We start from the raw sequence: 24,867 nt of genomic DNA on the forward strand, positions 1-24,867 counted from the left end.
CCCGGAACATGAGTTGGAGAGTAGGAGGGATTTGGTGTTGGAGAGCATTGGCGTGAGGAGTATGAGCGGATAGACGGAAATAGCTCCTAAGAAAATTAATTAAATAAATTTTTGAATGATATGTGCAAAATATAGGATTATATTTTGTGTGAAAATAAGCCAAAACATAATTGTATTGACTTTGTATATTTAATGCTACAAAAATCGTGCTAATGATGTTTTTTCCAAAAAAAAATATTAAATTCGTAGATGTTATGTTAACAAACACAAAGTAGAATATGCTAAAACAACATTTACAACTTAAATTAGGACAGAAACTTGCCCCTCAGCAAATTCAGCTGATGAAGTTGATTCAGCTTCATACTTTGGAATTTGAAGAAGAGCTTGAAAGAGAACTTGAAGAAAATCCTGCACTTGAAGTAGCAAAAGATGAATCTAAAGAAGATGAATATTCTACTTTGGATGAAAGCTATGAAAGCGAGGGTACAGAAAGTATAGAAACAGATTTTGATGTCAATGAATATCTGTATGATGATGAACCAAGCTATAAAACGGCTTCTAGTAATTATTCTGCCGATGATGAAGATTTTGATAACGAAAGTCTCCTTACTGAGGGACAATCGTTGTATGACTATTTAATGGAGCAAATAAATCTTATTAACATCAGTGATGAAGATCTGAAAATTGCGGAATATATTATTGGTAATCTAGATACGGACGGATATCTTAGAAGAGAAATTAAGGCGATCGTGGATGACTTGGCTTTTTCTCAGGGAATTTATACAACCAAAGAGAAGGTAGAGGATATACTTGAAAATTATATTCAGAAGCTTGATCCATCTGGTGTTGGGGCTAGAGGTCTACAGGAATGTCTTTTATTGCAGATCGAGAAAAAAATAAGTTCTGATAAGGCAGTTTCTTTAGCTGCTAATATTTTGAGATATCAATTTGAGGCGCTTACCAATAAGCATTATAATAAGATTATTCAGAAATATGATATTGAAGAAGAGGATTTGAAAGATGCCTTGGAGGAAATTTCAAAACTGTCACCAAAAGTAGGTGGGAACTTCGATACACAAACCATTACAATCAATCAGGAAATTATTCCGGATTTTGTAATTCAGGTGAAAGACGGACAGGTAATCCCAATGCTTAACAGCAAGAATGCACCAACTTTAAGGGTTTCTGAAGAATATAAAGATATTTTAACCACATATTCTCACGATAAAAAATCATCTGAGCATAAACAGGCTGCATTATTTATTAAGCAGAAACTGGATGCTGCCAAATGGTATATCGATGCAATTAATCAACGTCAGAATACTTTGCTGCAAACGATCAACGCCATCGTTAAATTTCAACATAATTATTTTATTACGGGCGATGAAAAGTCATTGAAGCCAATGATTTTGAAAGATATTGCTGATATTACTGGTTTTGATATTTCTACAATCTCAAGAGTAGTAAAAAGTAAATATGCCGATACGCCAAACGGTATTCTTTATCTTAAAGATTTGTTTTCGGATAGTTTGACAAATGATGATGGTGAAGAAGTTTCTACAAAAGAAATAAAAAATCATCTTCAGGAAGTAATTAGTAAAGAAAATAAGAGAAAACCTTTAACAGATGATGCGTTAGTGGTGATTCTTAAAGAACAAGGGTATAATATTGCCAGACGAACGATTGCAAAATATCGTGAACAGCTCAATATTCCAGTCGCAAGATTAAGAAAAGAATTATAAAACAGAAAAGCATTTCAAATTTGAAATGCTTTTTTTGTGCTGAATATGTAATAATATTTTTAGTTTTCCTGAGATTCTATTTCTTTTAATTGACTTAAATTTTTATCGAGCCTGCTCATAATAATTCCGTAGACCAATCTGTAATAAACCCAAATCAGAATAACGCACAAAATTGTACCTACTATAATTCCAACAATAAATCCTGTAAAAGCGGAGTTGTTGATTTCTATGTTTTGAACATTTAAAATATAAAAAGCAAATCCGATTAGTGTACTTATCAGAATTAGCAATAACCCGATATTGGTTAAAATAAAAGCATTGACTGTTTTTTTGAAGGTAATTATTCTTGTAATAAATGCTTTGAGGTCTTCTTCAATTTTAATTTTACGGTAGTTTTGATAAAATTTAAATACAAAAAATCCGGTAACTACAAGGCTAAGAATTTTTACAATTAAATAAATATTGTCAAGTTTAGTGACCAGTTGGCTATCTTTATGCACCCCCATTTTTTCTAAAATACTCAAGAAACTATCTGATTCATTATTTTGTATAAGATAAAATACACCCAAAACACTGAAAAGTAAAAACTCCATTACGCTGATCCAGAAAATATATTTCATGTAATTACGTGACTTATTGTTGAGCATTTTCAGAATCTCATTATCATTATATTTAGGCTGAACAGGTTGTTCCTGCCAGGTTTTCTTAAAGCTGTCTAAATCAAATTCAGGCATATTTTTCCATTTTTTCTTTAAGTATTTTCTTTAATCTGTTCATTTTCACACGTGCATTTACTTCCGTAATACCTAAGTTTTCTGCTATATCTTTATAGGGTAAGTCGTCGAGATACATCATTACGATTGCTCTTTCTACATTTGGTAAAGTTTTGATTACCGTGTAAAGAAGTGAAATCTGTTGCTGCTTGTCATCATCATCTTCAATAAAATCTCTGTGATTGATGTCGAGCTCATTAGTTGGTAAGCTTTTACTTTTTTTTCTGAAAAGAGTGATTGCAGTGTTAAGGGCAACACGATACATCCAGGTAGAAATCTTTGAATTTCCTTTAAAAGAATCATAGCTTCGCCAAAGCTGTAAGACAATTTCCTGGAAAAGGTCTTCCTCATCTTCCAGCGAATTGGTGTACAGACGCGATACTTTAATAATCAAACCCTGATTATCTTTTACAAGCTGTGCAAATTCTTTCTCTTTAGAAATCAAAATAAATATATAACTGCACGAAGATATGATATAATTTGACAATTTGAAAATTTAGTAATTTGGAAATGAATGAATAAAGCATTTTTTCAAATAAACACAATGAATTAAAAATTTTCAAATTATTTCATTCCCGAATTTTCAAATTATCTATCTTTGCAGCCACGAGAAAATCGGCTTGTTGATTCTTACTTCGGTAAGGGTAGGAAAGTCCGGACACCATAGAGCAGCAAAGCGGATAACATCCGTCATCCGTGAGGATAGGACAAGTGCAACAGAAAGCAGGTACAGTTCGGCTGTAGTGAAACCAGGTAAACTCTTTGCGGTGCAATGATAAGTATATCGGTTCTTTTCAGTAATGAAAATAGGAGTTGCTCGCTCTGAAAGCCGAGGGGTAATCAGCTCAAGTTTTGCAGCAATGTAAAGCGTAGATAAATAACAGGCACTTTTTTAAAGTACAAAATCCGGCTTATAGATTTTCTCGTTTTTTTTAATATATTAGCATTCTTAAAAATACAAGTACTATGAATAAAAAATTATCTATTTTATTAAAGGCAGCTATGGTTTCTTTAATTTTCCTTTCTTGTTCTGGAGGAGAATCTGATGATGTTTCAGAGAATACGAATATAAACATTGGAAATAGTGGAAACAATTTAATATTAGTTTCTTCAAAAACACAAGCGTCTATTGATACTACTTTTGAATTTTATTTCCAAAATTCTATTAATGAACAAATAACTAATGTGAATTGGGATTTTGGTGATGGATCTACTTATTATGGGGACGGATCTTTATCTAAAATTTATCATAATTATAAAACAGCAGGTAGTTTTACTGTAAAGGCAACACTAGTATTAGCTGGGGGAACAAATATTGTAAAGACAGTAAATGTAACAGTTACTAATACTAATTTATTAAAAATAAAGAAAATTACTGTTACTTCTATTCCTCAAAAAACTACAAATCTGAATTGGGTAATGGTAACAGGAACGACTGGAAATTGGGTGAATTTTACTGGAGCGTGGGATGAAAGTAAAAGTTATATGACTACAAATGTTAATAAATATGCAGATATGTATCTAGAGTTATATAAAAATTCATCAACGCCAGATCCTAATAATCCTCATCAGTTTCTGCCTTCAAATACATCATTTATGTTATCAACAGGGATTGTAACTAATCAACAAGCGAATGTTGTTTTTGATTTATCTAGTTACAATATTACTTTAGGATATGAGGCATTAAACGGGTTTAATATTTATTTTAAAGATAATGATGCTGTTAATTCATTAGTAGAGGATGGAAGCCCAGATGAACTAATGGCTACATTTTCAATCCCTGCTTCTGAGTTCATTGGTAGTTCGCGTACATTTACTCAAGGTAATTTATCATTCAAAATTGATTTTGAAAAATTATAATATTAAAAGCCTCAATTTATGAGGCTTTTTTACTCACTTTCAAGCTGCTTTTTAGCATCTTTTAAATCTGCTCTGTCTTCTTCCGAAAGTTTCGGGAATTTCAAATCCATTTTTTCTAACGTATCAATAATGATCTGTAATGCAGAAAGTCTTGCAAACCATTTATTGTCTGCGGGAATTACGTACCAAGGTGCTTCATCTTTTGAGGTTTCATTGATGGCAGTTTCGTAGCATTCCATATATTGGTCAAACAAAGCTCTTTCGGGAAGGTCAGCAGCTGAGAATTTCCAGTTTTTTTCCTGTTCGTTGATACGGTCTAAAAGCCTTTTCTTTTGCTCATCTTTAGAAACATTCAAGAAAATTTTAATAATTGTCGTTCCGTTTTGAGCGAGGTGTTTCTCAAAATTTCTGATGCTTTCATATCTGTTTTCCCAGAATTTTTTATCGAAATCTTTTACAGAATCCCATGTTTTTTCGCTTAAATTATATTCAGGATGTACTTTACAGACCAAAACACTTTCATAATGAGAACGGTTAAAAATACCGATCATACCTTTCTGAGGTAAAGCTAAATAATGTCTCCAAAGAAAATCATGCGAATATTCTTTAGAACTAGGAGTTTTAAAACTGGTAACATTGCAGCCTTGAGGATTTACACCTCCAAAAACATGCTCTATCAAACTGTCTTTTCCGGCAGCATCCATCGCTTGCAGAACGACTAAAAGTGATTGGCTTCCGTCGGCATACATTTTTTCCTGAAGCTCTCTCAGTTTTTCTTTTTCCTGAATTAATAACTGCACACCTTCTTCTTTAGTGAGCTTTCCTTTATACTCTGTTGACGATTTTTTTATTGAAAATTTACCTTTCACTAAAAAATCGTCTGAGAAATTATTATCCATATTTTTTATGATTTAATGATTTAATTCAATAGATAAATGATGATGGGATTTCAATATATCTTAACTTTCTAACATCTAACATCTAACATCTAACATCTAACATCTAACATCTAACAACATAAATATAACAAAAAAACCGCCTCAATTGAGACGGTTTAAGAATTTTTAAAGTAAAAATTATTTTTTAGCTGCAATTTTAGCTGCTTTTTTGTCAGCTTTTGCTTTAGCTTTTTGTTCTGCAGGAGTTAATGGTTTTGGTTCTGGAGCATTAGCAGTTACTTCACCTTTAATGTAAATTACACTTCTGCTGTTTACAGGGTCATTAGAAAATACCTCGATCATTTTGTTGAAAGGAGAAACAGTTGCAGTGTTGTATCCAACTTTAATTTTTGCTGATTTTCCAGGTGCAATAGGATCTTGGCTAAATTCTGGAGTAGTACATCCACAAGCTGGCTTTACATTAGAAATAATAAGAGGCTTATCTCCTGTATTAGTTACTGTAAAGAATCTTGTACCATCAGAATTTGGCTTAATTTGACCATATTCATAAGTAGTTTTGTCGAATGTAATTGTTTGTGCAGATGCTAATGCAAATGTTCCGAATAATGCAATTCCTGCTAATAAGTTTTTCATATTCTTAAAAGTTAATATGTTTGTTAGATAAATTTTGAGAAACAAAGTTAAAAATTATTTTAATTAATGCTTACATTTTTTTACTTTAAACTATTTTTGCAAATTATAAGTTATAGAAACCAGAATTTATGCAGATTTCAGAAAAGTATAATCCACAGCAAACAGAACAAAAATGGTACAATTACTGGCTGGAAAACAAATATTTCCACTCAGAACCCAACGAAAAGCCTCCTTATACGATTGTAATTCCACCGCCTAACGTCACCGGGATACTTCATATGGGGCATATGTTGAATAATACCATTCAGGATGTTTTGGTCCGTCGTGCAAGAATGCAGGGCTTTAATGCTTGTTGGGTTCCGGGAACAGATCACGCTTCAATTGCTACCGAAGCGAAAGTTGTTGCTAAACTGAAGTCTGAAGGAATCAACAAATCTGATATTACCAGAGAAGAATTCTTAAAGCACGCTTGGGAATGGACTGACAAATACGGCGGAACAATTCTTGAGCAGTTGAAGAAATTGGGTTGTTCTTGCGATTGGGACAGAACCCGTTTCACAATGGAAGAATCTCTTTCTCAACAGGTAACTAAATCTTTTGTTGATTTGTATAACAAAGGATTGATTTATCGTGGCTACAGAATGGTCAACTGGGATCCGGAGGCTAAAACCAATATTTCTGATGAAGAAGTAATCTTTAAAGAGCAAAACGGAAAACTATATTTCCTTAAATATAAAATCGAAGGTACAGAAGAATTCCTTTCGGTGGCTACAACGCGTCCTGAAACTATTTTTGGTGATACTGCAGTTTGTATCAATCCTAACGATGAGAGATATGCTCATCTGAAAGGTAAAAATGTAATCGTTCCGATTGTTAACAGAGTTATTCCAATCATTGAAGATGAATATGTTGATATTGAATTTGGAACAGGGGCGCTGAAAATTACGCCGGCTCACGACATTAATGACTATGAAATTGGACAAAAACATCAGTTACCAATGATTGATTCTTTGGATGATGACGGAAATCTTAACGAGCACGGATTGCATTACGTAGGAAAAAACAGATTCGACGTAAGAAAACAAATCGCTAAAGAATTAGAAACAAATGATCTTTTGTTGAAGGCAGAAGATTATATGAATAAAGTAGGAACATCTGAAAGAACAGGTGCGGTTATCGAGCCTAAAGTTTCTGTTCAATGGTTTTTAAAGATGTCTGAGATTGCAAAACCAGCTTTGGATGTTGTAATGGATGATGAAGTAAAATTCTATCCAGAAAAATTTAAAAATACTTACAAATATTGGATGGAAAACATCCGTGACTGGAATATTTCTCGTCAGCTTTGGTGGGGACAGCAAATTCCTGCTTTCTATTACGGAGATGGTGAAAATGATTTCGTAGTTGCAGAAGATAAATATCAGGCACTTGTAGTATTAGAAGAGAAAAAGGGAATTATAGCTCAGCTTGAAGATTTAAGACAAGACGAAGATGCATTAGATACATGGTTTTCATCATGGTTGTGGCCAATGTCTGTTTTTGATGGCTTGAATAATCCGGATAATAAAGATATTAATTACTATTATCCAACTTCAGATTTGGTAACAGGTCCGGATATTATTTTCTTCTGGGTTGCCAGAATGATCATGGCAGGATTGGAATACAGAAAAGAAGTTCCGTTTAAGAATGTTTATTTTACAGGGATTGTAAGAGATAAAATTGGCAGAAAAATGTCTAAATCTCTTGGGAATTCACCAGATCCATTAGACTTAATCGAGCGTTACGGAGCTGATGCAGTAAGAGTAGGAATTATGATGAGTTCTGCAGCAGGAAACGATTTGAAATTTGATTCTGAGCAGATTGATGAAGAAGGAAATGTTTTAACTGAAAAGCAGATAAAACAAAGAATGGAAGAAGGTAAAGATGCTGTTTACACGTCACCTCTTTGCGATTTGGGAAGAAATTTTGGAACAAAGATCTGGAATGCTTTCCGATTGATCAACATGTGGAATCATGAAGATAAGCCGGCTAATTCAACAGATATTCAGACGATAGAATGGTTCGAAAATCAATTGAATAAAACAATTGCTGAAGTTAATGACCAGTTCAGTAAATTTAGAATTTCGGATGCTTTAAGCTTACTTCAAAAATTAGTTAAAGATGATTTCTGTGGTTGGTATTTGGAAGCAATTAAACCCAATTATGGTGAAGGTATTTCTAAAGAAGTTTATACAAAGACGATTTATTTATTTGAAGAATTGATGAAACTACTTCATCCGTTCATGCCTTTCTTAACGGAAGAATTGTGGCAGACGATTTCAGACAGAAAAATAGAAGATGCTTTGATGATCTCTCAGCAGAAGAAAGCAGAAACATTCAGCGAAGATATTATCAAGAAATTTGAGACTGCTCAGGATTTGATCTCAGGTGTTAGAAACTACCGTCAGACAAAAGGCATTTCGCCAAGAGAAGCTGCAGAAGTTTATACCAACGCTACTGAGTTTGACAACGAATCGGTAATTAAGAGATTAGCCAATATTTCTGAAATTCATTTTGGAGCAAAAACAGATAAACCAAGTTTTACATTCCTTGTTGGATCTACGGAAGTTTCAATTCCGTTAAGTGAAAACTTAGATTTGGGTGAAGAAAAAACAAAAACAGAAGAAGAATTAAAATACCTAAAAGGCTTCCTTATTTCTGTTGATAAGAAATTATCTAACGAAAAGTTTGTTGCCAATGCAAAACCAGAAGTGGTAGAAAGCGAGCGCAAAAAACAAAAAGATGCGCAAGATAAGATTGCGATTTTAGAAGAGAAGCTAAAAAGTTTATAACAAATAAGGTTGAGACTTAGGCTAAGGTTAAAAATTATCTTAATCTTAGCCTCAACCTTAACCTAAAAAATTAAAATGACACACTTAGAAAACATACAAAAACTTTTCTCAAAAGACTTCGTTGAAAGTCCTTTATTGGAAAGTTTTGAAGTGGGAAAAATATATCTTTCCACCGGAAAATTGGTTGCCTGTGACCCTTTGATCACAAATGATATGCAACCTTTTACGACTCAATTTCCTAAAGGAGACTTTCAGGTTTTACTTCACAAAGAAACTGAAAGTAATTGTGTAGCCTATGCTGAAATTATTTTTAGCAATGCCAAAATTACATCATGGAAAATGGCAATTACCAAAGAGCAAAATATAAAAGATTTAGCAGAAGGTGAAGTTTTCGGTTATCCCGTAGAAAGCGGAATGGGATGTTTTATGGATCTTCAAACTCAGGAGCAGCTTAATCTTCATGAGCAGAAACTTTTCCAAAGAAAAGGAGACGATTTTATGGGAATTTATGAAGAATTTTTTCATGAGCATTTTTTCGATGAAAATGGTGCCATCGATCAGTTTGCATTTTTAAAACCCACAGAAGAAAATCCGGGAAATATTTTTGCTTTTGAAACAGGCTATGGTGAAGGTTTTTATGCAAGCTATATAGGATTTGACAAAGAAAATAATCCTGTGAAAATTATTACTGAATTTATTGAGATATTAGTAAGTTAAAATTGCTTACATTTAAATAGTAGTTTTTAATTCAAAAGACTACGAATATATTATTATGAACTTTTCATCAGAGCATCCAAAGATTGTCGTTGTTGGCAGTTGTTCGCTAGATTTAGTACTCTATACTGATAAAATACCGTCTTGTAATGAAACGGTGATAGCTCGTCATTCTGAAAATTATTTTGGAGGTAAAGGGGCAAATCAGGCAGTGGGTACAGCAAGATTGGGAGCCAATGTTCATTTTGTGGGTTGCGTAGGGATTGATCCTTTGGGGCAGCAAATCATGCGTAATCTCGTCAATGAAAATGTGAATGTAGGTTTTGTATATGAAACAGATCAAGAGGCTACTGGTATTGCTTATGTAACGAGTTGTAACGGCGATTTTTCTATTGTTGTAGATCCTGCTTCCAATAAAAAATTAACCGAAAAACAGATTGATGATGCAGAGAAATATATTCACTCAGCATCTCTTATTCTTTTGCAGTTGGAGATTCCAATGGAGATTATAGAATATACGATAGCAAAAGCAAAAGGCCTTGGTAAAATGATAGGTCTGTATGCATCTCCAGGCGCAAAATTAAATGATTATCTATTAGATCAAGTTGACTTTATCGTTGCCCGAAGCAATGAACTTTCTATTATTTTTGGAGAAGATAAAAGAGAAGAAATTTTCAAAAAATATCAGAATAAACTTTTTGTAAGAGACGAAACAAACTCTACCATTTATTTTGACGGAACTGAAATGAAATATTTCCGCAACGAACATGAAAGTATGGTGTATAAGATGGGAATGGGAGACGCTTTTACGTCCGGTTTTGCGATAGCATTGTGCCATAAAAACACCATTGAGGACTGTGTGAAATTTGGTAACCTGGTTTCATCTAAAGTTTCTTTAGGGAAAGGCGCTCAGACAGCACTTCCTTATCTTAAAGATTTGATATAGACCCTATTTAATGCATATTGATATATCTTTTTAATAGAGATTTATAAAGCTAAAATTTCCACATTTGATGTGGATTTTTTTATTACATCTTATGGAAAAACTGATACTCACCACCAAAGATCAATTTCAATTGACCACCCATCTTTTTAAACCTGAAAAATCTAATGGTAAGGTTTTGATTATCAATTCTGCTACGGGGGTAAAACAGCAGGTTTACTTTTCTATTGCTCAATTTTTTTCTGAGAACGGATTTACGGTCATTACTTATGACTATCGTGGGATAGGACTGTCGAAGCCTGATAGAATGAGAAAATTTAATGCTTCTATGCGAATTTGGGGGAATGAAGATTTTAAAACGGTCACAAATTTTATCATCGAAAACTATCCAGATCATCGCAAGTTTTGCCTAGGACATTCTGTTGGTGCTCTAATTATTGGGATGAATGAAAATTCTAAAATATTTGAAAAATTTATTTTCGTTGCCACCCAAAATGCTTTCATCGGAAATCTAAAAGGGAAGACCAAATGGGAAGCTTTTTTCGGTTTCGGATTGGCACAGCCTTTTTTTACAGAGCTATTTGGTTATTTCCCAGCGCATTGGTTTGGATTGGGAGAAAGTCTTCCAAAAAATTGCGCTTATGACTGGAGAACATTAATTTTGAACAGAAAATCTACAGGAAAATTATTGCTTAAAACTAATGATTATTCAAAAGAATTAACCCAAAAAGTTTTTGTTTTATATGCTGAAGACGATGTTTGGTTAACTGATAAAGGGGTGAAAAGTCTACTTAATGATGTGTATTCTAATCTGAAACCTAATTATAGATTCTTACAGACTAAAGAATCAGAAAAAGGTGAGATTGGACATGTGAATTTTTTCAGAAGCTATAATAAAAAACTTTGGAATATTATTTTGAAAGAAATTAAAAATTAAGCAATGAAAATTTCCTTCCTTTGGAGGGGTGGCGGAAATTCGAAAGAATTTTTGACGGGGTGGTTTTAGAAATAATATTTAAAAAATTAAAATGAACAACATCATTCAAAACACAATACAATTCGTAAAAGAAAAATTAGAAGGTGCAGAAGCTGGTCACGACTGGTTTCACATCGAAAGAGTATGGAAACTTTCAAAGAAAATTGCTCAGACTGAAAATTGTAATCTTAATGTTGTTGAGCTTTCTGCTTTATTACACGATATTGCCGATCCTAAATTTCATAATGGAGATGAAACTTTAGCTTTAAAAATTTCCAGAGAATTTTTAGAAGCTCAGAATGTTGAGGAAGAGATTATTCAGCAGGTTTTATTTATTATTCAGAATATTTCATTTAAAAATAGAGGTGAAGTTCCTCAAAGTTTACCAATCGAACTTAAAGTTGTGCAGGATGCCGACAGAATAGATGCAATTGGCGCTATCGGAGTGGCAAGAACTTTCAATTTTGGTGGTTTTAAAAATAATATGATGTATCATCCAGATATTCAGCCAAAACTGAATATGACGAAAGAAGAATATAAAAAATCAAACGGAACAACAATCAATCATTTCTACGAAAAATTGTTGCTTTTGAAAGATTTAATGAATACTAATGAAGGCAAAAAAATAGCCGAAGAAAGACATCAGTTTATGCTGACTTTCCTCGACCAGTTTATGAAAGAATGGAATGTCGATTAAAAGATGTTGTAACCTAAAATGACAGAAAAGTATTTTAATTGAGCGCTTTGATCTGCTTTTAGTTTTAGTATTTCACCAGCTGTATTATATCTCAACTCTAAAGTATATTTATTGTTATAAGTGTAGCCAGCTCCTAGTACAAAAGAGTTAAAAGGTTTTGCTGGTGAAATAGGAACCTGATAAAATGATCTATTTTCGTAGCTAAAATCGAAATGTTTTGCGGTACCTACGTTGATTGTCACAATATTCATAGCAGCATTCAAAAAGATCTTAGATTTATCATTTACATACATATGATGTTTTAGTCCTAAAGATACATTGATAAAAGAATAGCTATCCAAGGAAAAGTCATAAATGTTAGAGCTTCTACTTTTAAGTTTTTCGGAGGAATAAATAGCGTAGGAAGGTTCGAAAATAACCGACCACTTATTTTTGTTGAATGGTAAAAATAATTCAGCCTCTACCCCAAATCTGAATGATGATCTTGAAGTAAACTCTGTATTTGTAAAATTCGGGTTGTAAAAAGAAAGTGGAGCATAAAAATTCATTCCAGGTCTTATATTAAGATTAAATTTGTTGCTATTTTTTGCTTTGCTATCAATTTTAAAAGTTGTAGAATTACCTGTCTGACTAGCCTTAGCAAAAATATTTTTTAAATCATTGTCACTGTATTTTGCTAGAGCTATTTCTTTTTTTGTTATTTCGGTATTCGAAAAAATTGTAGCTAGTTGCTCCTTATAGTCTTCATTAATAGCCACAGCCATTTGGTTTCCCTGAGGGTGATATTTTTTATAAATTAATAATTTGATATCACGGTTATTATTGTCTGAATAAAAATAATTGATTAAGTTATTGCCTCTATAAGAGTATAATTTTTTTTCATCAGAAACTAATTGTTTTAAAAAAACATTTGCTTTTTTTAATTCAGGATCTTTTTTATAAGATAAGAAAGATAAATCTCTAGACGATGTATCTATAGTACCATTGTAATTGATATACGACTCATGTCCATATATTCCAAATTCTTCTGTATTGGTGATATTTCCAGTTAGTTCTGAGGAATTTTCATTGATTTTGTAAACAAAAGATTCTGGAGAATTTACCCATTCAATATTTCTAATTAAAACATCTTGTTTGTCACCATTGTGAGTAATAATATATCCTTTTTCAAATTTGATTTGAGCATTGATTACTGAGGTTATGAACAAAAAACAGCTCAAAATAATTCTTTTCATAGTTACTTATTTAGTTTTGACGCAAATATACATAAATAAGTATCTTTGCACTTATGGGATTTATCATTTTTGTTATTTTTCTTTCGCTGGTTTTCTCGCTCTTTTTTTCAAAACTGAAAAAAGGAAAATTGGGACAGTTGGCTAAACTTTTCAGGATTGCAAGTGTGGTTTTTGCGGTTTCTGTCTTTACCTATTGGTTCATCAAAAAATCGGTGATAGGCGTTGTCAACAATTCTTTGTCATTACAGGTAATCAACAAACTTCCGCAGCCCCTTGATTTTTATGTCATCAATGTAAATAATTTTGATAAAAATACACCTTTAGAAACCAAACACATTGGAAAAATTCGTCCCGAATATTACAGAGTAGAGTATCTGAAGATGAATAAGTCTGATGAATATTGGGTTGCCGGATATTTGGGTAAAAAAAATCTTGTTTATTTTTCCCAACATTCTGTACCCAATAAAAATATAGATCAGATGCTTGAGGTAAAGAATTACATCAATCAAAGCGAAAAACTTTCGGCAATAGCTAAAAAAGAAATTGAAGAAGACAACTACCAAAATATGGTAATGGGAATTTGGGTAACCCTTTGTTTCCTATTATTATTCCTCAATTTTGTTCTTTTGGTAAGAAAAAAATAATCCTAAAATAGAGTAGGCCTTTCATCTGCCAATTTCGGAACCAAAATATCAGTTTTCCATTCTTTATTTAATTTTTCAATAAAATAAGCTGATAAAAGTGGAGATGCTTTTTCGATATTTTGATGAACGAAGAAATAAAGATTCTGCAATCCCTCTTTTTTCCATTGGGTAAGATGATTCAGCCAATCGTCTAATCTTTCGTAATCGCTTTCTGCATTGGCTCCCACATATCTAATAAATGCATTAGGTGTAGTGAGTCTCATGTGAAGCATATCTCGTCTTCCCGCTGTATCTACGATAATATTGGTGATGCCGTTATGTTCAAAAAGCTGACAGGTTTTATCAAAAATATCTTCATCTGTAAACCATTCTGTATTTCGAAGTTCGATGGCTAAGGGCACTTCTTTTGGCCATTTATTCACAAACTGCTCCAGCCTTTCATAATCTTTTGGTTTAAAATTATCATGAAGCTGTAGGAAAACCATTCCTAATTTATCATCAAAATTGAGAACAGCTGTTGCAAACTGAGTCACTACATCATCAATATTCAAAAGTCTTCTGAAATGTGAGACCGTATTGGTTATTTTGGGGAAAAACTTAAAATTCTCAGGTGTCTTTTCTTTCCATGTTAAAACCTGTTCAGAACTTGGCATCCCATAAAATGTTGCATTTAACTCAATCGAGTTGAATTGTGTAGCATAATAGGTTAATTCGTCCTTTGTTCCTTTTGGATAAAAGCCTTTCAGGTCGGTCTTGTTCCATTTTGCACAGCCTATCGAAATATTTTCGAGCCCTTTTTTATTTTGCTTTAAAATTTCCTGGGTTTTAGGATGATTTTTTGGTAAGGTAAAGTCTACTTGTGAAGGGTCTTCTACTTGTCCGAATTTCATTGACTTAGGTTTTAGGGATTAGGTGATAGGTTTAAACAAATATAAATAAATTTTTATTTGATTTAAAGCATTCCAATTTCATTTTATTAAGCACATTCAAAAGCACAAAGAAATAATATTGATGATTAATTTTAAAGCCTAAATGCTGTTTTATTATAATTTGAAATTACGTGAAACGGGAATTTCTGAATTATCAGCCATTGTTATAAATTTAGACTGCGACTGCTTGATATAATTTTTATTGATGATGTAAGAACGATGACACTTTACAAAATTAGCGGGTAGCTCTTCTATAATATCTGCCAGTTTCCCTCTTACAAAATGATTTTTACTTTCGATGGTATGCACGTTCAGATAGTGGTCATCGGCTTTTATGTACACCAACTGATCGAGGTTTATTTTGGTTTTGTCTTTTAGAATGATGTTTTCTTTTTCTATTATTTTCCTCAGGTTTTTGAGTTCATCTACTGTTTGATTATGCTCTTTTTCTAAAGATTCTTTTTCCTGAGACAGTTCTTTTTCTCTCATAATAAAAGAAATGAAGAAAAAGCAAAAATTGAGATTGTCGCAGATTTGGAGCAAAAGATAGGAAGTGTCTGATATTTTAATCCAATTGGGGTTGAGATTAATCAGATTGAGAAATCTTGGAAGTGCTACTTCAAACGAACTAATCATGGCAATTAGAATTCCTATGAAAAGATATTTACGATAACCGTTTCTGTGGAAGTATGCAAAATAAAAAACACAGGTTAAAGTTATAAAATCGACAATTGCAGCGGTGTTAAGTATCAATCGGAATACCGAAATAACGATAGGATTATTGATAAAAGGTAAGGCTTCGACAAAAAATAAAATGACCCAGAAGACTGTAATCCAAACTAAAAAACGGTATAAAAATGACTTTTTATCTAAATCAAAAAAGCTGATAATCAAAAAATTAAATACGACAATAAATAAATCTCCCAAAGCTTCATATATCATTTTGTTGCTAATGAACGGTAAAAAACGGGTTTCAAAAACTAAAAAATGAATTTCGTTTAAATAAAATAAAATAAACAAAAGACATTGTAATGAAAAGAAGAAATATATTCTTTTAAAACCTAAAAGATACATTTTGAAAATCCCAAACAGAAGCAATGCGAATTGGAATCCTGCAATAAAAACGGTAAACAAGAAGTATAAACTCAAGGGCTTACTTTGCTTTTTTTCGAAGTCTTTCAGGTACTTTGTTTCACTTTGCAACTCAATTTCAGGAATCGGAAGGATGTATTTGTATTTTTTAAGATAGATAATATATTGAGTAATTTTATACTTTTTTGGACTTAATATCAATTGTTTATCATTATTTTTAATTGAAAAATCAGAAACTCTGTTGGCATACCCCGTTTTTGCAATGAGCTGATAATGATTGTTTTTAAGTTCATAAGCCTGCATATAAGCAATATCGTCTTTTGCGGAAAGATAAAGATGGGTGTTTTTATCCTGAAAATTAAGAACACTAAATTTTATAACCGCATATTGCAAAGTATCAGGAATTGGATATTGCTTTAAAGTGGAGGCGTCAAATGGTTTAAAATCTAGCTGATTGATAAATGTAGCAGATAAATTTTCTTGATTGGTATAAGCAATCTGAGCATTTTTATATAAAGAAATACTGTCTGTTTCTGGCGAAAAAACAATGCTCTTCTGCTGCGAAAACGCAAAGGTCTGGAATAAAAATACTCCAAATAAAAGCAAAAGCTTTGGCATCTTTATAAAACAGAATTTCGGTAACATTTTAATGTCATTTGGCTTTCCAAGCGGTTGAAATATTCAATAGGCCGTAAAAATCTAAATCAGAGTCTCCTTTTGTATTTCTAACGGTTTCAAAAACACCCGCTTCATCACCTACTACAACATTAAATTCAAATGCAGGGAAATTTCCGTTTTCATCAGGTTCTCCTACTATAATAGAAACATGACCGTGAGGTCCGGTTTTGAATTTCCAAAATACAAGATTCCCGATTTCGAAAAGATGGGTTTTGTATTTAGGTTTTGCTAATTCATAAAAATCGATAGCACCAGGATGTTTTGGTAAATCAAATTTAATTAAAAATTGTTCCTCCAAAAGATGTAAAGTATAGCAAATTCCTGTCATACAGTAAGGATTTCCTAGTTCAGCAAGTGGCATCCAGATATTTATCTTATCAATAAAAGGCGAACGGTTTTGTCCTCCGGTTTCAGTTTCACCTTCAAATTGTCTGGCTTGTATTATTATTTCTTTGATGATATCCATGGTATTATTCGTTTTAATAAATTTACGTCTTTCTAATAAAAGCCCCGCAAATTTTTGAAAATATACGAGGCTTGGGAAATGGTTATTGGTTTTTTGCTTAAATCTATACTTGTATTTCATTATTTAGAATAAATCTTAGAGACTGCAAGATGATGTGGTTTTATTCTCGGAACTCGTACTTACACTTTGTCTCCCGTTGCAATTAACGTATCCGTTTTTTCTGCAATCTAATCCTTCAAAACAAACTTCGGAAACCTCTATTCTAAACTGATCCGAATCGTTATTAACAATAATAGCTTTGGTAAGTCCAAAATCATTGGTATAAGATGCTCCAGGGTCGATATAATAAGTAAGAGTACCATTTTGATTATTGTCATTTCCTACAATAAGAGTGTATCTTAATTGAACTGCTTTAGAATAATTATTTTTGAGCTTTACACCCCAAGAATAAAATTTTCCGTCTTTGTTGTAGCCATAATTTTTTACAATAAAACCAAGACTTCGGTAGCACTCGTTTTCATAAGGCCTTTCCTCTAAGTTATTTTTTTGTTTGGGTGAAGTTTCTTGTTTGTTGGGTTTATAGCTGCCAGTTGCCAATCCGTATCCTTTTTTGTTTTCTGTTTTCATCTGCGAAAAAGCAGAAAAAGGCACAAGAGAAAAACATATGAATGCTATTAAAACATAGTTTTTTATGATTGTTTGATTTTTCATGAGATAAGATTTTTAAATAGTTTTATGAGTGTATTTTAGAAATCAGTTAAAGTGATAAGCTCTTCAAATTTTTGAGGTTTATCGATGTTTTTTTTTGCTTCTTTCAAGGTTATTTTTTGTAGTATTTTTTTATCACTATTTACGTAAGCGTTGTACAAATCTCCAAAGCAAACTGGTAGTAATTCTTCTTTTTGTGAAACTGTATTCAGCTTTGTGAAAAGACATGATTCATTTTTGTCATAGATATAATAAGAGTTTCCTTCTTTTATTACTAATGCTCTTTTTATAGTAATCGTATCCTGCGAATTTTGGGCATTGTAAAGTGAAATACCAAAAAGTAATATTGATGTTACTAGTGTTTTCATAATGCAAATTTTTAATGATTAAACATTTATTGTTGTCCACATCCATATCCTGGTCGGTTTACACAGTCTCTTGTAGCAGTTCCCGATCCTGATGTTTTTTTTTGATAAGAATTTTGCTGTGCTTTATTCTGAAGATTTTGGGTCACATTATCCATCATAGAATTAAAGCTTTGCTTTCTCATTTCTGTAGCTTGTTGCTTTTGATTTTCCAATAAATCAAGTTCTTGCTGAAGCTGTTCTTTAGAACTTTGGGTAATCTCGCTCATCCAGCCGTTATATTGTTCTATATAGTTACCGCCTTTCGTGGCAAGCGACACCAGACAATTAGTAAGGTTATCATTTTTAGTATTGTTATTCAAAAGATCAATTGTATATCTTTTACATTCATTAAGTTTTGCGGCACCCTCATCTTGCTGTGCATATGTAAATGAAGTAGTAAAAACGATTAAAAATAATAGGGTAGTTTTCATGATATTTTATTTTTGTAAAAGTTTTAAAAGTTCGTTGGTTGTTTGGTTGATGGTATTGGTAAGCTCTGCATTTCTGCGTGCTTTTTCCTGCTCTCTCAATATATCTCGTTGCTTTTGTTCGGCAGCTGCTCTTTGGTCTGCCAAAAGCTGTGCTGTTTCTTTCGCTTGCTGATTGGCTGCATTAGCCGTATAAATTGTTTTATCATAAAATTGGGTTCGGTTCGGCAAAGTATTTTTTCCTGTAGTAAGTGTAAAATCTTGGCTGATAAGCGAAGTGTAATTTTCTATCATATTTTTATAATACAGATTTGCTATTGTAGAGTTGTCATTATCTACGCTATACTTCAGTCCCCAGTATTCTTTAGATGTTTTGTCGTCGTAGAAAATATATCGTATGGTTGCTCCTTTTTTCTTAATGATAAAATTTGGACTGTCGTAAACGTTGCTTGTTGCAAAATGATCATTCATATAAGCGACTCTATCTTCATAAGAAAACCCACTGTAGATATCTTCTAGTTCAGAGAGAGAGAGCAGACTTCCATAGGCAAGTTTAGTTTCATTATCATTCAGAGAAGCTACCGGATACAGCTGTATTTGATTCATACTGGGAGCAATACTTATCATACTATTATTTTTTCTGTAGTAGGCCATGTCGTATACAGAATTAGTATATCGCAGATTCCAGGTATTGTCTATAAGTTTTGTTTTTAAAGTGCTAAAAATGATAGCATTGGGATTTGAGATGATAATACTGTTTTTTTTATTTTCATTCATTACAACTGTAACCTCGGTGCCCTGATTGTAATACATAGTTTGATAATAGCTTACAAAATCATAAGCCGGAGTATCGGTTTTATTATAAACAGCACGTTTTTTTGCAGATAAAAGTTTGAATCCCATCTTGGTCATCAATTCATTTGTAAAATCTATATTTTCTGCAAATGAAGAGCGTAAAGTGAGTGAGTCTATCGCTTTACCTGCTGGCAATACAGCCGGAACAAATACATCACAACTGAAATATTCTCCCGAGTTGATGTTGGCAAAAAGTTTTCCTCTTTTGTAGAGAGAGCGTGTTCCTTTTGTTTCTACAAGGCTCCAGTCTTTAATGCCTAGTTTTTGAAGAATTTTGGGGAACAAATCCTTGTTTACAGGATAATTATTGAGTGAGAAGCCTATAACCGTATTATTTTTATCTGCAATCAGAGTAAATTGATAATTGTCATCAGTTGTCAAATATTTAAAAATAGAATTGATGGTATCTGTTTTTTTTAGTTGGTCGTCATAGATGTAATCTTTTTCGTCCTCTACTTTTTTAAAAACAATCCCAATTTGTGACAGCTCTTCATCTAAAAGTAGAGTAGCTTCTTCTAAGTCGGTTTTAAAAATATTTTCGACAAAAGTGGTCGTTTCTTTCGGTGCAACAATTTTCTTTTTGGCTTGTGCATATAATGTCTGTATCATCAGAAATAATACAAAACATAAAATCGGAATTTTTGCTAAATTTTTCATATTTCTTGTTTTTAACAGTTCGTGATTCAATCGTTAAATCTTCACACAAATTTCTGTCAAAAAATAAGCATTTCACGAAAAATGTCGTGAATCGAATGATAAATAGCGTGAATGGTAAGGGGTGAAAATTATCTTTGTTTAAATATGAATTTTTTGAAACAAGATGTGTTTTATTTTTTTAATTATCCTACGAACGAGTGCCGTTGCTAGATAAAAATTATGTTTTCTGATATTTTTTTTAATGAATATCTAAGAACCTTTATAAAGTAAAAGCAACAGAAGATAAATCTGTCTTCCTCGGCATTTATTTAAAGATAAAAATGGGTGAAAATTTCTTCTTTAAAATATTCAAAACACTATATTTATGATTATAGAATACATTAAAACAGATAAAAAAATATGCACTCCAATGAGTGCATATTATGTAGTGAAACTGAATGATTCTTATACAACCATTTTCTTAAGCTAATCTTCATCTTCCAGTTCAAAAATATCTTCTACTTTTTTATCAAAATATTTTGCGATTTTCAATGCCAAAACTGTTGATGGAACATATTTTCCGGCTTCCATAGCATTAATGGTCTGCCTCGAAACACTGATTTTTTTTGCTAAATCTTCCTGAGTTATACTCTTTAAAGCTCTTTCTATTTTAATGGTATTTTTCATTTTGTAAACAATAAATAGTTAAATCTGAAAACATAGAGTACCAAAGGTAAAAAGATAATCAAAATCATTATAGTAAAAAAAAGTGTTCCGAATATGGTTAAAAATAAGATTAGAACCATAGAGTAGGTTACAATCAGGCTCCAAAATACAGATTTCAGTCTTAAACTTGAAATATATTCATCTTCGATTTCTTCTTTTGAAAAACCTGTCAGAATTCCGCCGACAATAATTAAAATTCCAAAAAGATTCGGGAAAAATGCAATTTCTGTCGTTGTAAATAAACCGGAATCTTCACTGCTTAACGGAAATCCTGAATTATAAAATACAGGAAGCGAGATTTCAGGGAAATTAATCATTCCTGTCAATGAAATTATTCCTAAAATTAATGAAGGAATAAAAATAAACCAACCTATCTTTTTGCATTGGTTTGGGAAAAGTTGTAAAGTATTCATGTTTGTAATTTTTAATTATTCAAATGTAAAAAATATTTTACATATTGTAAAGTTTATTTTACATTTTATTTTGAATAAAAACCGCAGAAAATATTTCTGCGGTTTTCAATATAATCACAACCCAAAAAATGTTTTTAAACTTTTTACTTGGTGTTTTTACTTTTTTAAGGAGCTTTCTTTTTATTTGCATAAGCAATAAATGAGACTGCAACAATTACTAGAGCAGGAATATACTCGTCAATAGGTACTGACTTTGGATCTCCCGGATTAGCAGGTGTAATTTCTTCTTCATACAGCTCAGGGCTCTCATTATCATATACATATGGATTGTCTGAAGACTCCTGTGCAAAAGTAAACCCTGACAATAGTATTACCGAAATTATTATTATCTTTTTCATAATTTCCTGTTATTTTATTATTTTTTTGGTATACTCTTTACCTTCTGATATTGCTTTTAAAATATAAACACCTTTAGAAGAAACTTGTACACGAATTAGTTTAGAATTTTCATTAATCGTCTGGATTTTTCTTCCAGCTACATCAAATATTTCTACTTTTTCGATATTTTTATTATTTCTCACTACGAAATCCTCACCATCCCTGTATACTTCAAAAGAATCTTTATTGACTTCAGTAGTTGCCAAAACATCAAGCTTGTAAACAATCTCGAATCGATCTGCGTTTTCTCCTGCATTTGCAGTAAATGTATAAGCTCCATTCTGAAGATTGGTGTAAGTGGCTGTCGTTTTATCAAGCAGATAAATTGCCTGTCCGCTATTGAATAATCCTTCTTTTTGTACTAAAGAGATAGTAAAGTTTCCGTTTTGAAAATGTTTTACTCCTACAGGCACCATATCATGGATATCAAAACTTTCTTTCCCCTGGATAATTAATTTTTGAGCATCAGCTAAGGTATAGAATGCATCAGAGCCTATTCCTATTGCTTTAGAATCATAATTATCGAATGAGTCAGAAGCTCCAGTCGTATAATTTACAGCGAAAATATTATTGGTATTGTATTCAGAATTTAATTTTAGCCAGAATTTACCTTCTGTAGAATTGTTTTTATTAAAAAATGTACCATTTGTAGCACCTCTCATTTCATTATTGAATGTTAATGAAGTATCCACAGAAGTATTTAAAGTTTTAACAATAAATGCTTGACCAATATTGGCAACAGCGCCGGTCGGCACTACAGATGTTCCTCCGTTACTATTAGGAGCAGGAACCCAAGTAGGATTTGCACCATTGAAAGTAGCATATCCGTAATTTGTAGTGGTAGCGCCATTCTGAAGGGTTACATTCGTACTTTTATTATCCCAGAAATAGAATGTACTTGAAATTCTTGCAGAATTAGTGTTATAGAACACTCCTAAATCTAAGCTTGAAGGATATGGGTTGCCAATTAAGTTAAATCCGTTTCCAGAAGTTGCCAATGTAAAAGTTTGCGTTCCATTATTGGGTGCTCCTTCAAAAACTAAAGCCGCATTGGCAACGGGAGTTTTAATAGAATATCCTTTACCAAATACTGAGGTTGTAGAGTTAGCATTTACATAATAGTCGGTAGCTGTATCGTATTCTGTAATAAATGCAGGTGTTGCTCCGGTATAGATGTTAGCTAAATTTTGACTCACTATTGGTGAAGACCAAAATGCATATTTATTAACTTCGCTCGTGCCATTTTTCAATGCTTTGAAAGCTCCTGAGTAAGATAAAGTAGATCCATCTTTTTGAATAAGGTTACCTCCGTCTTCCAGGGTTACATTTAAAGCTGAAATTGTATTTCCTGAAGTAATTTCTAAAGCTCCACCGTTTTGAATGGTCATGTTTTTAGCATTGAAAGCAGGAGAGGTCGTTGAGGTGGTATAAGTACCAGTAATAATTACATTTTTGAAATTGGGAGCTCCGTTGGACCAGCTTGTACCATTCCAAATTGTAGTGAATAAACTATTGCAGTTAGTTGAAAAATTAATGTTGGGATATTGAGTCTGCAAAGCTGACAATTGACCATCGTCTACACAGACTGATAAATTCGGATTATAATTACTACCGAAAGTAACACTTTGTTCAAGAGCGCCGTTTTTAATATTTACTGAAGTAAGATCATTATTTCCGTAATTTGAATTAATATATACTCTGTCAGCTTTTAAAGTCTGAAGTGAGCTAAGAGTACTTAAATCCATAGTAGTCATATACCCGGATGAATTAGTAACATCAATATTCTCTAAATTAGATGCCGCTGAAAAATTGATATTATTTGTAATTGGCTGATTAGAGGCTTTTAATATTTTAAGATTGAGAAGACCTGAAAGATTTAATGAATTTAATTTTCCATAATAAACTCCGCTGGTTGTATTGTAGATATATCTATTGTAGAATGAACAATCAAGTTCCTCCAAATTGATTAACCCAGCTGTCGAAAAATCAATATTTAGAGCATTAAGACCTTTTATTTTCTTTAAAGAAGTACACCCATTGACGTTGATTGCCGATAAATAAACAGCACGACTATCATAGTAATCGCCATCTAAAATAATTTCCTGTAAAGTATTACAATTACTCGCAATTAAATTAATTTCTTGATCAGAGGTCTGTGAATCTTGTGTATTGGTAATATTAATCGTCTGTAATGTTGAAATATTGGGAACCGATAATTTTACAAGCCCTCTACTGTCATTAATACTAATTGAGGTTAAATTGATATTTTCGAAATATAGTTCTGAAACCAATTTGTCATTCAGAACTAATGCTCCATTAAATTGAGGGTTATTTTTAATTCTAAAAATAGCTTGTCCTAGAAAATAAGGATGATAAGAAGCACTAATATCAGCCATCGTTAGGATCGACGGACAATTATCAATGGTAAAATCGACGGGAAAAAAATCTGTTTCATAAACGCTTCCGTTGAAAGATCCTTCTTTGTAAAACCAACGGCTTATACACATCAATTTTTTAATTTTAGCATTATTTACAAAACTGATATTCGCATTTTTCGTGTCTGCAATATAGAGTTCTTCAATATTGGTAAAAAGTAGAGCATCAGAAATGTTCTCTGGAAGATGGCTAAAATAATAAGGGAAATTAATGTCTCCAGTTACGGCATCGTATTTCTGGGTCTCGTCCATTTTCACATTTAGAATCACCACTTGCTGTGCTTCCGAAACCTGAATCTCACCATCACCGTTTTCATCAATAGCTATTGGGTTTCCGCTAAGATCTTTGGCGATTTCATTACTTGAATTTGAGCTTAAAATTAAAGCTTTGAATTTAGAATCTGCAAAATTTAGATTTTGCGTATAAGCTATAGAGAAACAGCTTACACTAAGTGTAAATAAAATTTTTTTCATGTCATTATGTGTTTAATTATCAATTACCTTATGTAAAGTAAACTGATATCACAAATATATGAATTGATTTTATATCTGAGCTAGAATAATTTATAAATTTTCAAAAAAAACATTTAGTTGTATATCTGTAGCTTGTCGACAAATGATTTGTTAATTTATTATGTTTTATAAAACATCGAATTTTAGGGAATTTTACAAAAAAAAACCGCAGAAAAAATCTACGGTTTTAAGATATATT

24 protein-coding genes and 1 other RNA gene are annotated in these 24,867 nt (G+C 32.2%); 9 read left to right on the forward strand and 16 right to left on the reverse strand.

The window, feature by feature from the left end; genetic code table 11:
* Window positions 1-278: 278 nt before the first annotated feature.
* On the forward strand, window positions 279-1,742 hold the full coding sequence (gene rpoN / locus AB671_RS11845; RefSeq protein ID WP_066677405.1) for an RNA polymerase factor sigma-54: 1,464 nt from the start codon (window positions 279-281) through the stop codon (window positions 1,740-1,742).
* Between the two features lie 59 nt (window positions 1,743-1,801).
* Here rpoN and AB671_RS11850 read toward each other — a convergent pair whose 3' ends face one another.
* Both AB671_RS11850 and AB671_RS11855 read right to left on the reverse strand, forming a co-directional pair.
* Window positions 1,802-2,476: a beta-carotene 15,15'-monooxygenase gene (locus AB671_RS11850; RefSeq protein ID WP_066677409.1), complete on the reverse strand. Its 675-nt coding sequence runs from the start codon at window positions 2,474-2,476 to the stop codon at window positions 1,802-1,804.
* The gene (locus AB671_RS11855) at window positions 2,469-2,960 is read right to left on the reverse strand and encodes an RNA polymerase sigma factor (protein ID WP_066677411.1); all 492 of its coding nucleotides are present in this window, start codon (window positions 2,958-2,960) and stop codon (window positions 2,469-2,471) included. The genes AB671_RS11850 and AB671_RS11855 overlap by 8 nt, the downstream gene beginning before the upstream one ends.
* A gap of 162 nt (window positions 2,961-3,122) precedes the next feature.
* Here AB671_RS11855 and rnpB point away from each other — a divergent pair.
* An RNA gene (rnpB, locus tag AB671_RS11860) (RNase P RNA component class A) lies at window positions 3,123-3,445 on the forward strand.
* A gap of 36 nt (window positions 3,446-3,481) precedes the next feature.
* Window positions 3,482-4,375 (forward strand): PKD domain-containing protein, encoded by an 894-nt coding sequence (locus tag AB671_RS11865; protein WP_066677413.1) that lies wholly within the window; start codon window positions 3,482-3,484, stop codon window positions 4,373-4,375.
* A gap of 29 nt (window positions 4,376-4,404) precedes the next feature.
* Here AB671_RS11865 and AB671_RS11870 read toward each other — a convergent pair whose 3' ends face one another.
* Window positions 4,405-5,274 carry a polyphosphate kinase 2 family protein gene (locus tag AB671_RS11870; RefSeq protein ID WP_066677415.1) on the reverse strand — a complete coding sequence of 290 codons (870 nt, stop codon included), beginning with the start codon at window positions 5,272-5,274 and terminating at the stop codon, window positions 4,405-4,407.
* A 177-nt stretch (window positions 5,275-5,451) separates the two neighbouring features.
* A complete protein-coding gene (locus AB671_RS11875) occupies window positions 5,452-5,907 on the reverse strand; it encodes a DUF1573 domain-containing protein (RefSeq protein WP_066677417.1) in 456 nt (151 codons plus the stop codon).
* 128 nt (window positions 5,908-6,035) lie between these two features.
* On the opposite strand from AB671_RS11875, the gene AB671_RS11880 reads away from it, so the two are divergent.
* The 5 genes from AB671_RS11880 (at window position 6,036) to AB671_RS11900 (ending at window position 12,065) form a co-directional block, all read left to right on the forward strand.
* Window positions 6,036-8,735: a valine--tRNA ligase gene (locus AB671_RS11880; RefSeq protein WP_066677420.1), complete on the forward strand. Its 2,700-nt coding sequence runs from the start codon at window positions 6,036-6,038 to the stop codon at window positions 8,733-8,735.
* A 75-nt stretch (window positions 8,736-8,810) separates the two neighbouring features.
* Complete coding sequence (locus tag AB671_RS11885) at window positions 8,811-9,452, forward strand: DUF4241 domain-containing protein (protein WP_066677422.1); 642 nt, start codon at window positions 8,811-8,813, stop codon at window positions 9,450-9,452.
* Window positions 9,453-9,507: 55 nt separating this feature from the next.
* Window positions 9,508-10,395: a ribokinase gene (locus AB671_RS11890; RefSeq protein WP_066677423.1), complete on the forward strand. Its 888-nt coding sequence runs from the start codon at window positions 9,508-9,510 to the stop codon at window positions 10,393-10,395.
* Between the two features lie 91 nt (window positions 10,396-10,486).
* Window positions 10,487-11,329: an alpha/beta fold hydrolase gene (locus AB671_RS11895; RefSeq protein WP_066677535.1), complete on the forward strand. Its 843-nt coding sequence runs from the start codon at window positions 10,487-10,489 to the stop codon at window positions 11,327-11,329.
* A 91-nt stretch (window positions 11,330-11,420) separates the two neighbouring features.
* Window positions 11,421-12,065: an HD domain-containing protein gene (locus AB671_RS11900; protein WP_066677428.1), complete on the forward strand. Its 645-nt coding sequence runs from the start codon at window positions 11,421-11,423 to the stop codon at window positions 12,063-12,065.
* On the opposite strand, the gene AB671_RS11905 is transcribed toward AB671_RS11900, so the two are convergent.
* Window positions 12,062-13,300 carry a hypothetical protein gene (locus AB671_RS11905; RefSeq protein ID WP_066677429.1) on the reverse strand — a complete coding sequence of 413 codons (1,239 nt, stop codon included), beginning with the start codon at window positions 13,298-13,300 and terminating at the stop codon, window positions 12,062-12,064. The two genes, AB671_RS11900 and AB671_RS11905, sit on opposite strands and share 4 nt — an antisense overlap.
* Before the next feature lie 53 nt (window positions 13,301-13,353).
* Here AB671_RS11905 and AB671_RS11910 point away from each other — a divergent pair, with 53 nt between their 5' ends.
* On the forward strand, window positions 13,354-13,944 hold the full coding sequence (locus AB671_RS11910) for a hypothetical protein (RefSeq protein ID WP_082987294.1): 591 nt from the start codon (window positions 13,354-13,356) through the stop codon (window positions 13,942-13,944).
* A 2-nt stretch (window positions 13,945-13,946) separates the two neighbouring features.
* Here AB671_RS11910 and AB671_RS11915 read toward each other — a convergent pair whose 3' ends face one another.
* The 11 genes from AB671_RS11915 to AB671_RS11970 all read right to left on the reverse strand — a co-directional run bounded on the left by AB671_RS11915 (window position 13,947) and on the right by AB671_RS11970 (window position 24,629).
* Window positions 13,947-14,834: a DUF72 domain-containing protein gene (locus tag AB671_RS11915; protein WP_066677430.1), complete on the reverse strand. Its 888-nt coding sequence runs from the start codon at window positions 14,832-14,834 to the stop codon at window positions 13,947-13,949.
* Between the two features lie 153 nt (window positions 14,835-14,987).
* A complete protein-coding gene (locus AB671_RS11920; RefSeq protein WP_066677432.1) occupies window positions 14,988-16,583 on the reverse strand; it encodes a LytTR family transcriptional regulator DNA-binding domain-containing protein in 1,596 nt (531 codons plus the stop codon).
* 34 nt (window positions 16,584-16,617) lie between these two features.
* Window positions 16,618-17,229: a hypothetical protein gene (locus AB671_RS11925; protein ID WP_066677433.1), complete on the reverse strand. Its 612-nt coding sequence runs from the start codon at window positions 17,227-17,229 to the stop codon at window positions 16,618-16,620.
* Between the two features lie 15 nt (window positions 17,230-17,244).
* Window positions 17,245-17,820, reverse strand: coding sequence for a hypothetical protein (locus tag AB671_RS11930; protein WP_066677435.1), 576 nt, complete (start codon window positions 17,818-17,820; stop codon window positions 17,245-17,247).
* A 35-nt stretch (window positions 17,821-17,855) separates the two neighbouring features.
* Window positions 17,856-18,185 (reverse strand): hypothetical protein, encoded by a 330-nt coding sequence (locus AB671_RS11935; RefSeq protein WP_066677437.1) that lies wholly within the window; start codon window positions 18,183-18,185, stop codon window positions 17,856-17,858.
* A 26-nt stretch (window positions 18,186-18,211) separates the two neighbouring features.
* Window positions 18,212-18,655 carry a hypothetical protein gene (locus AB671_RS11940; RefSeq protein WP_066677441.1) on the reverse strand — a complete coding sequence of 148 codons (444 nt, stop codon included), beginning with the start codon at window positions 18,653-18,655 and terminating at the stop codon, window positions 18,212-18,214.
* Window positions 18,656-18,661: 6 nt separating this feature from the next.
* Window positions 18,662-20,164 (reverse strand): hypothetical protein, encoded by a 1,503-nt coding sequence (locus AB671_RS11945; protein WP_157444197.1) that lies wholly within the window; start codon window positions 20,162-20,164, stop codon window positions 18,662-18,664.
* 465 nt (window positions 20,165-20,629) lie between these two features.
* The gene (locus AB671_RS11950; RefSeq protein ID WP_066677446.1) at window positions 20,630-20,830 is read right to left on the reverse strand and encodes a helix-turn-helix transcriptional regulator; all 201 of its coding nucleotides are present in this window, start codon (window positions 20,828-20,830) and stop codon (window positions 20,630-20,632) included.
* The gene (locus AB671_RS11955) at window positions 20,827-21,282 is read right to left on the reverse strand and encodes a hypothetical protein (RefSeq protein WP_066677448.1); all 456 of its coding nucleotides are present in this window, start codon (window positions 21,280-21,282) and stop codon (window positions 20,827-20,829) included. Before AB671_RS11955 ends, AB671_RS11950 begins: the two co-directional genes overlap by 4 nt.
* A gap of 164 nt (window positions 21,283-21,446) precedes the next feature.
* Window positions 21,447-21,680, reverse strand: a complete 234-nt coding sequence (locus AB671_RS11965) for a hypothetical protein (protein ID WP_157444198.1) — start codon at window positions 21,678-21,680, stop codon at window positions 21,447-21,449.
* Window positions 21,681-21,689: 9 nt separating this feature from the next.
* Window positions 21,690-24,629, reverse strand: a complete 2,940-nt coding sequence (locus AB671_RS11970; protein ID WP_066677456.1) for a T9SS type A sorting domain-containing protein — start codon at window positions 24,627-24,629, stop codon at window positions 21,690-21,692.
* Between the last annotated feature and the right edge of the window lie 238 nt (window positions 24,630-24,867).

Origin of the sequence: Chryseobacterium sp. BGARF1 (assembly GCF_001677955.1) — a bacterium.
GTDB lineage: Bacteria > Bacteroidota > Bacteroidia > Flavobacteriales > Weeksellaceae > Chryseobacterium.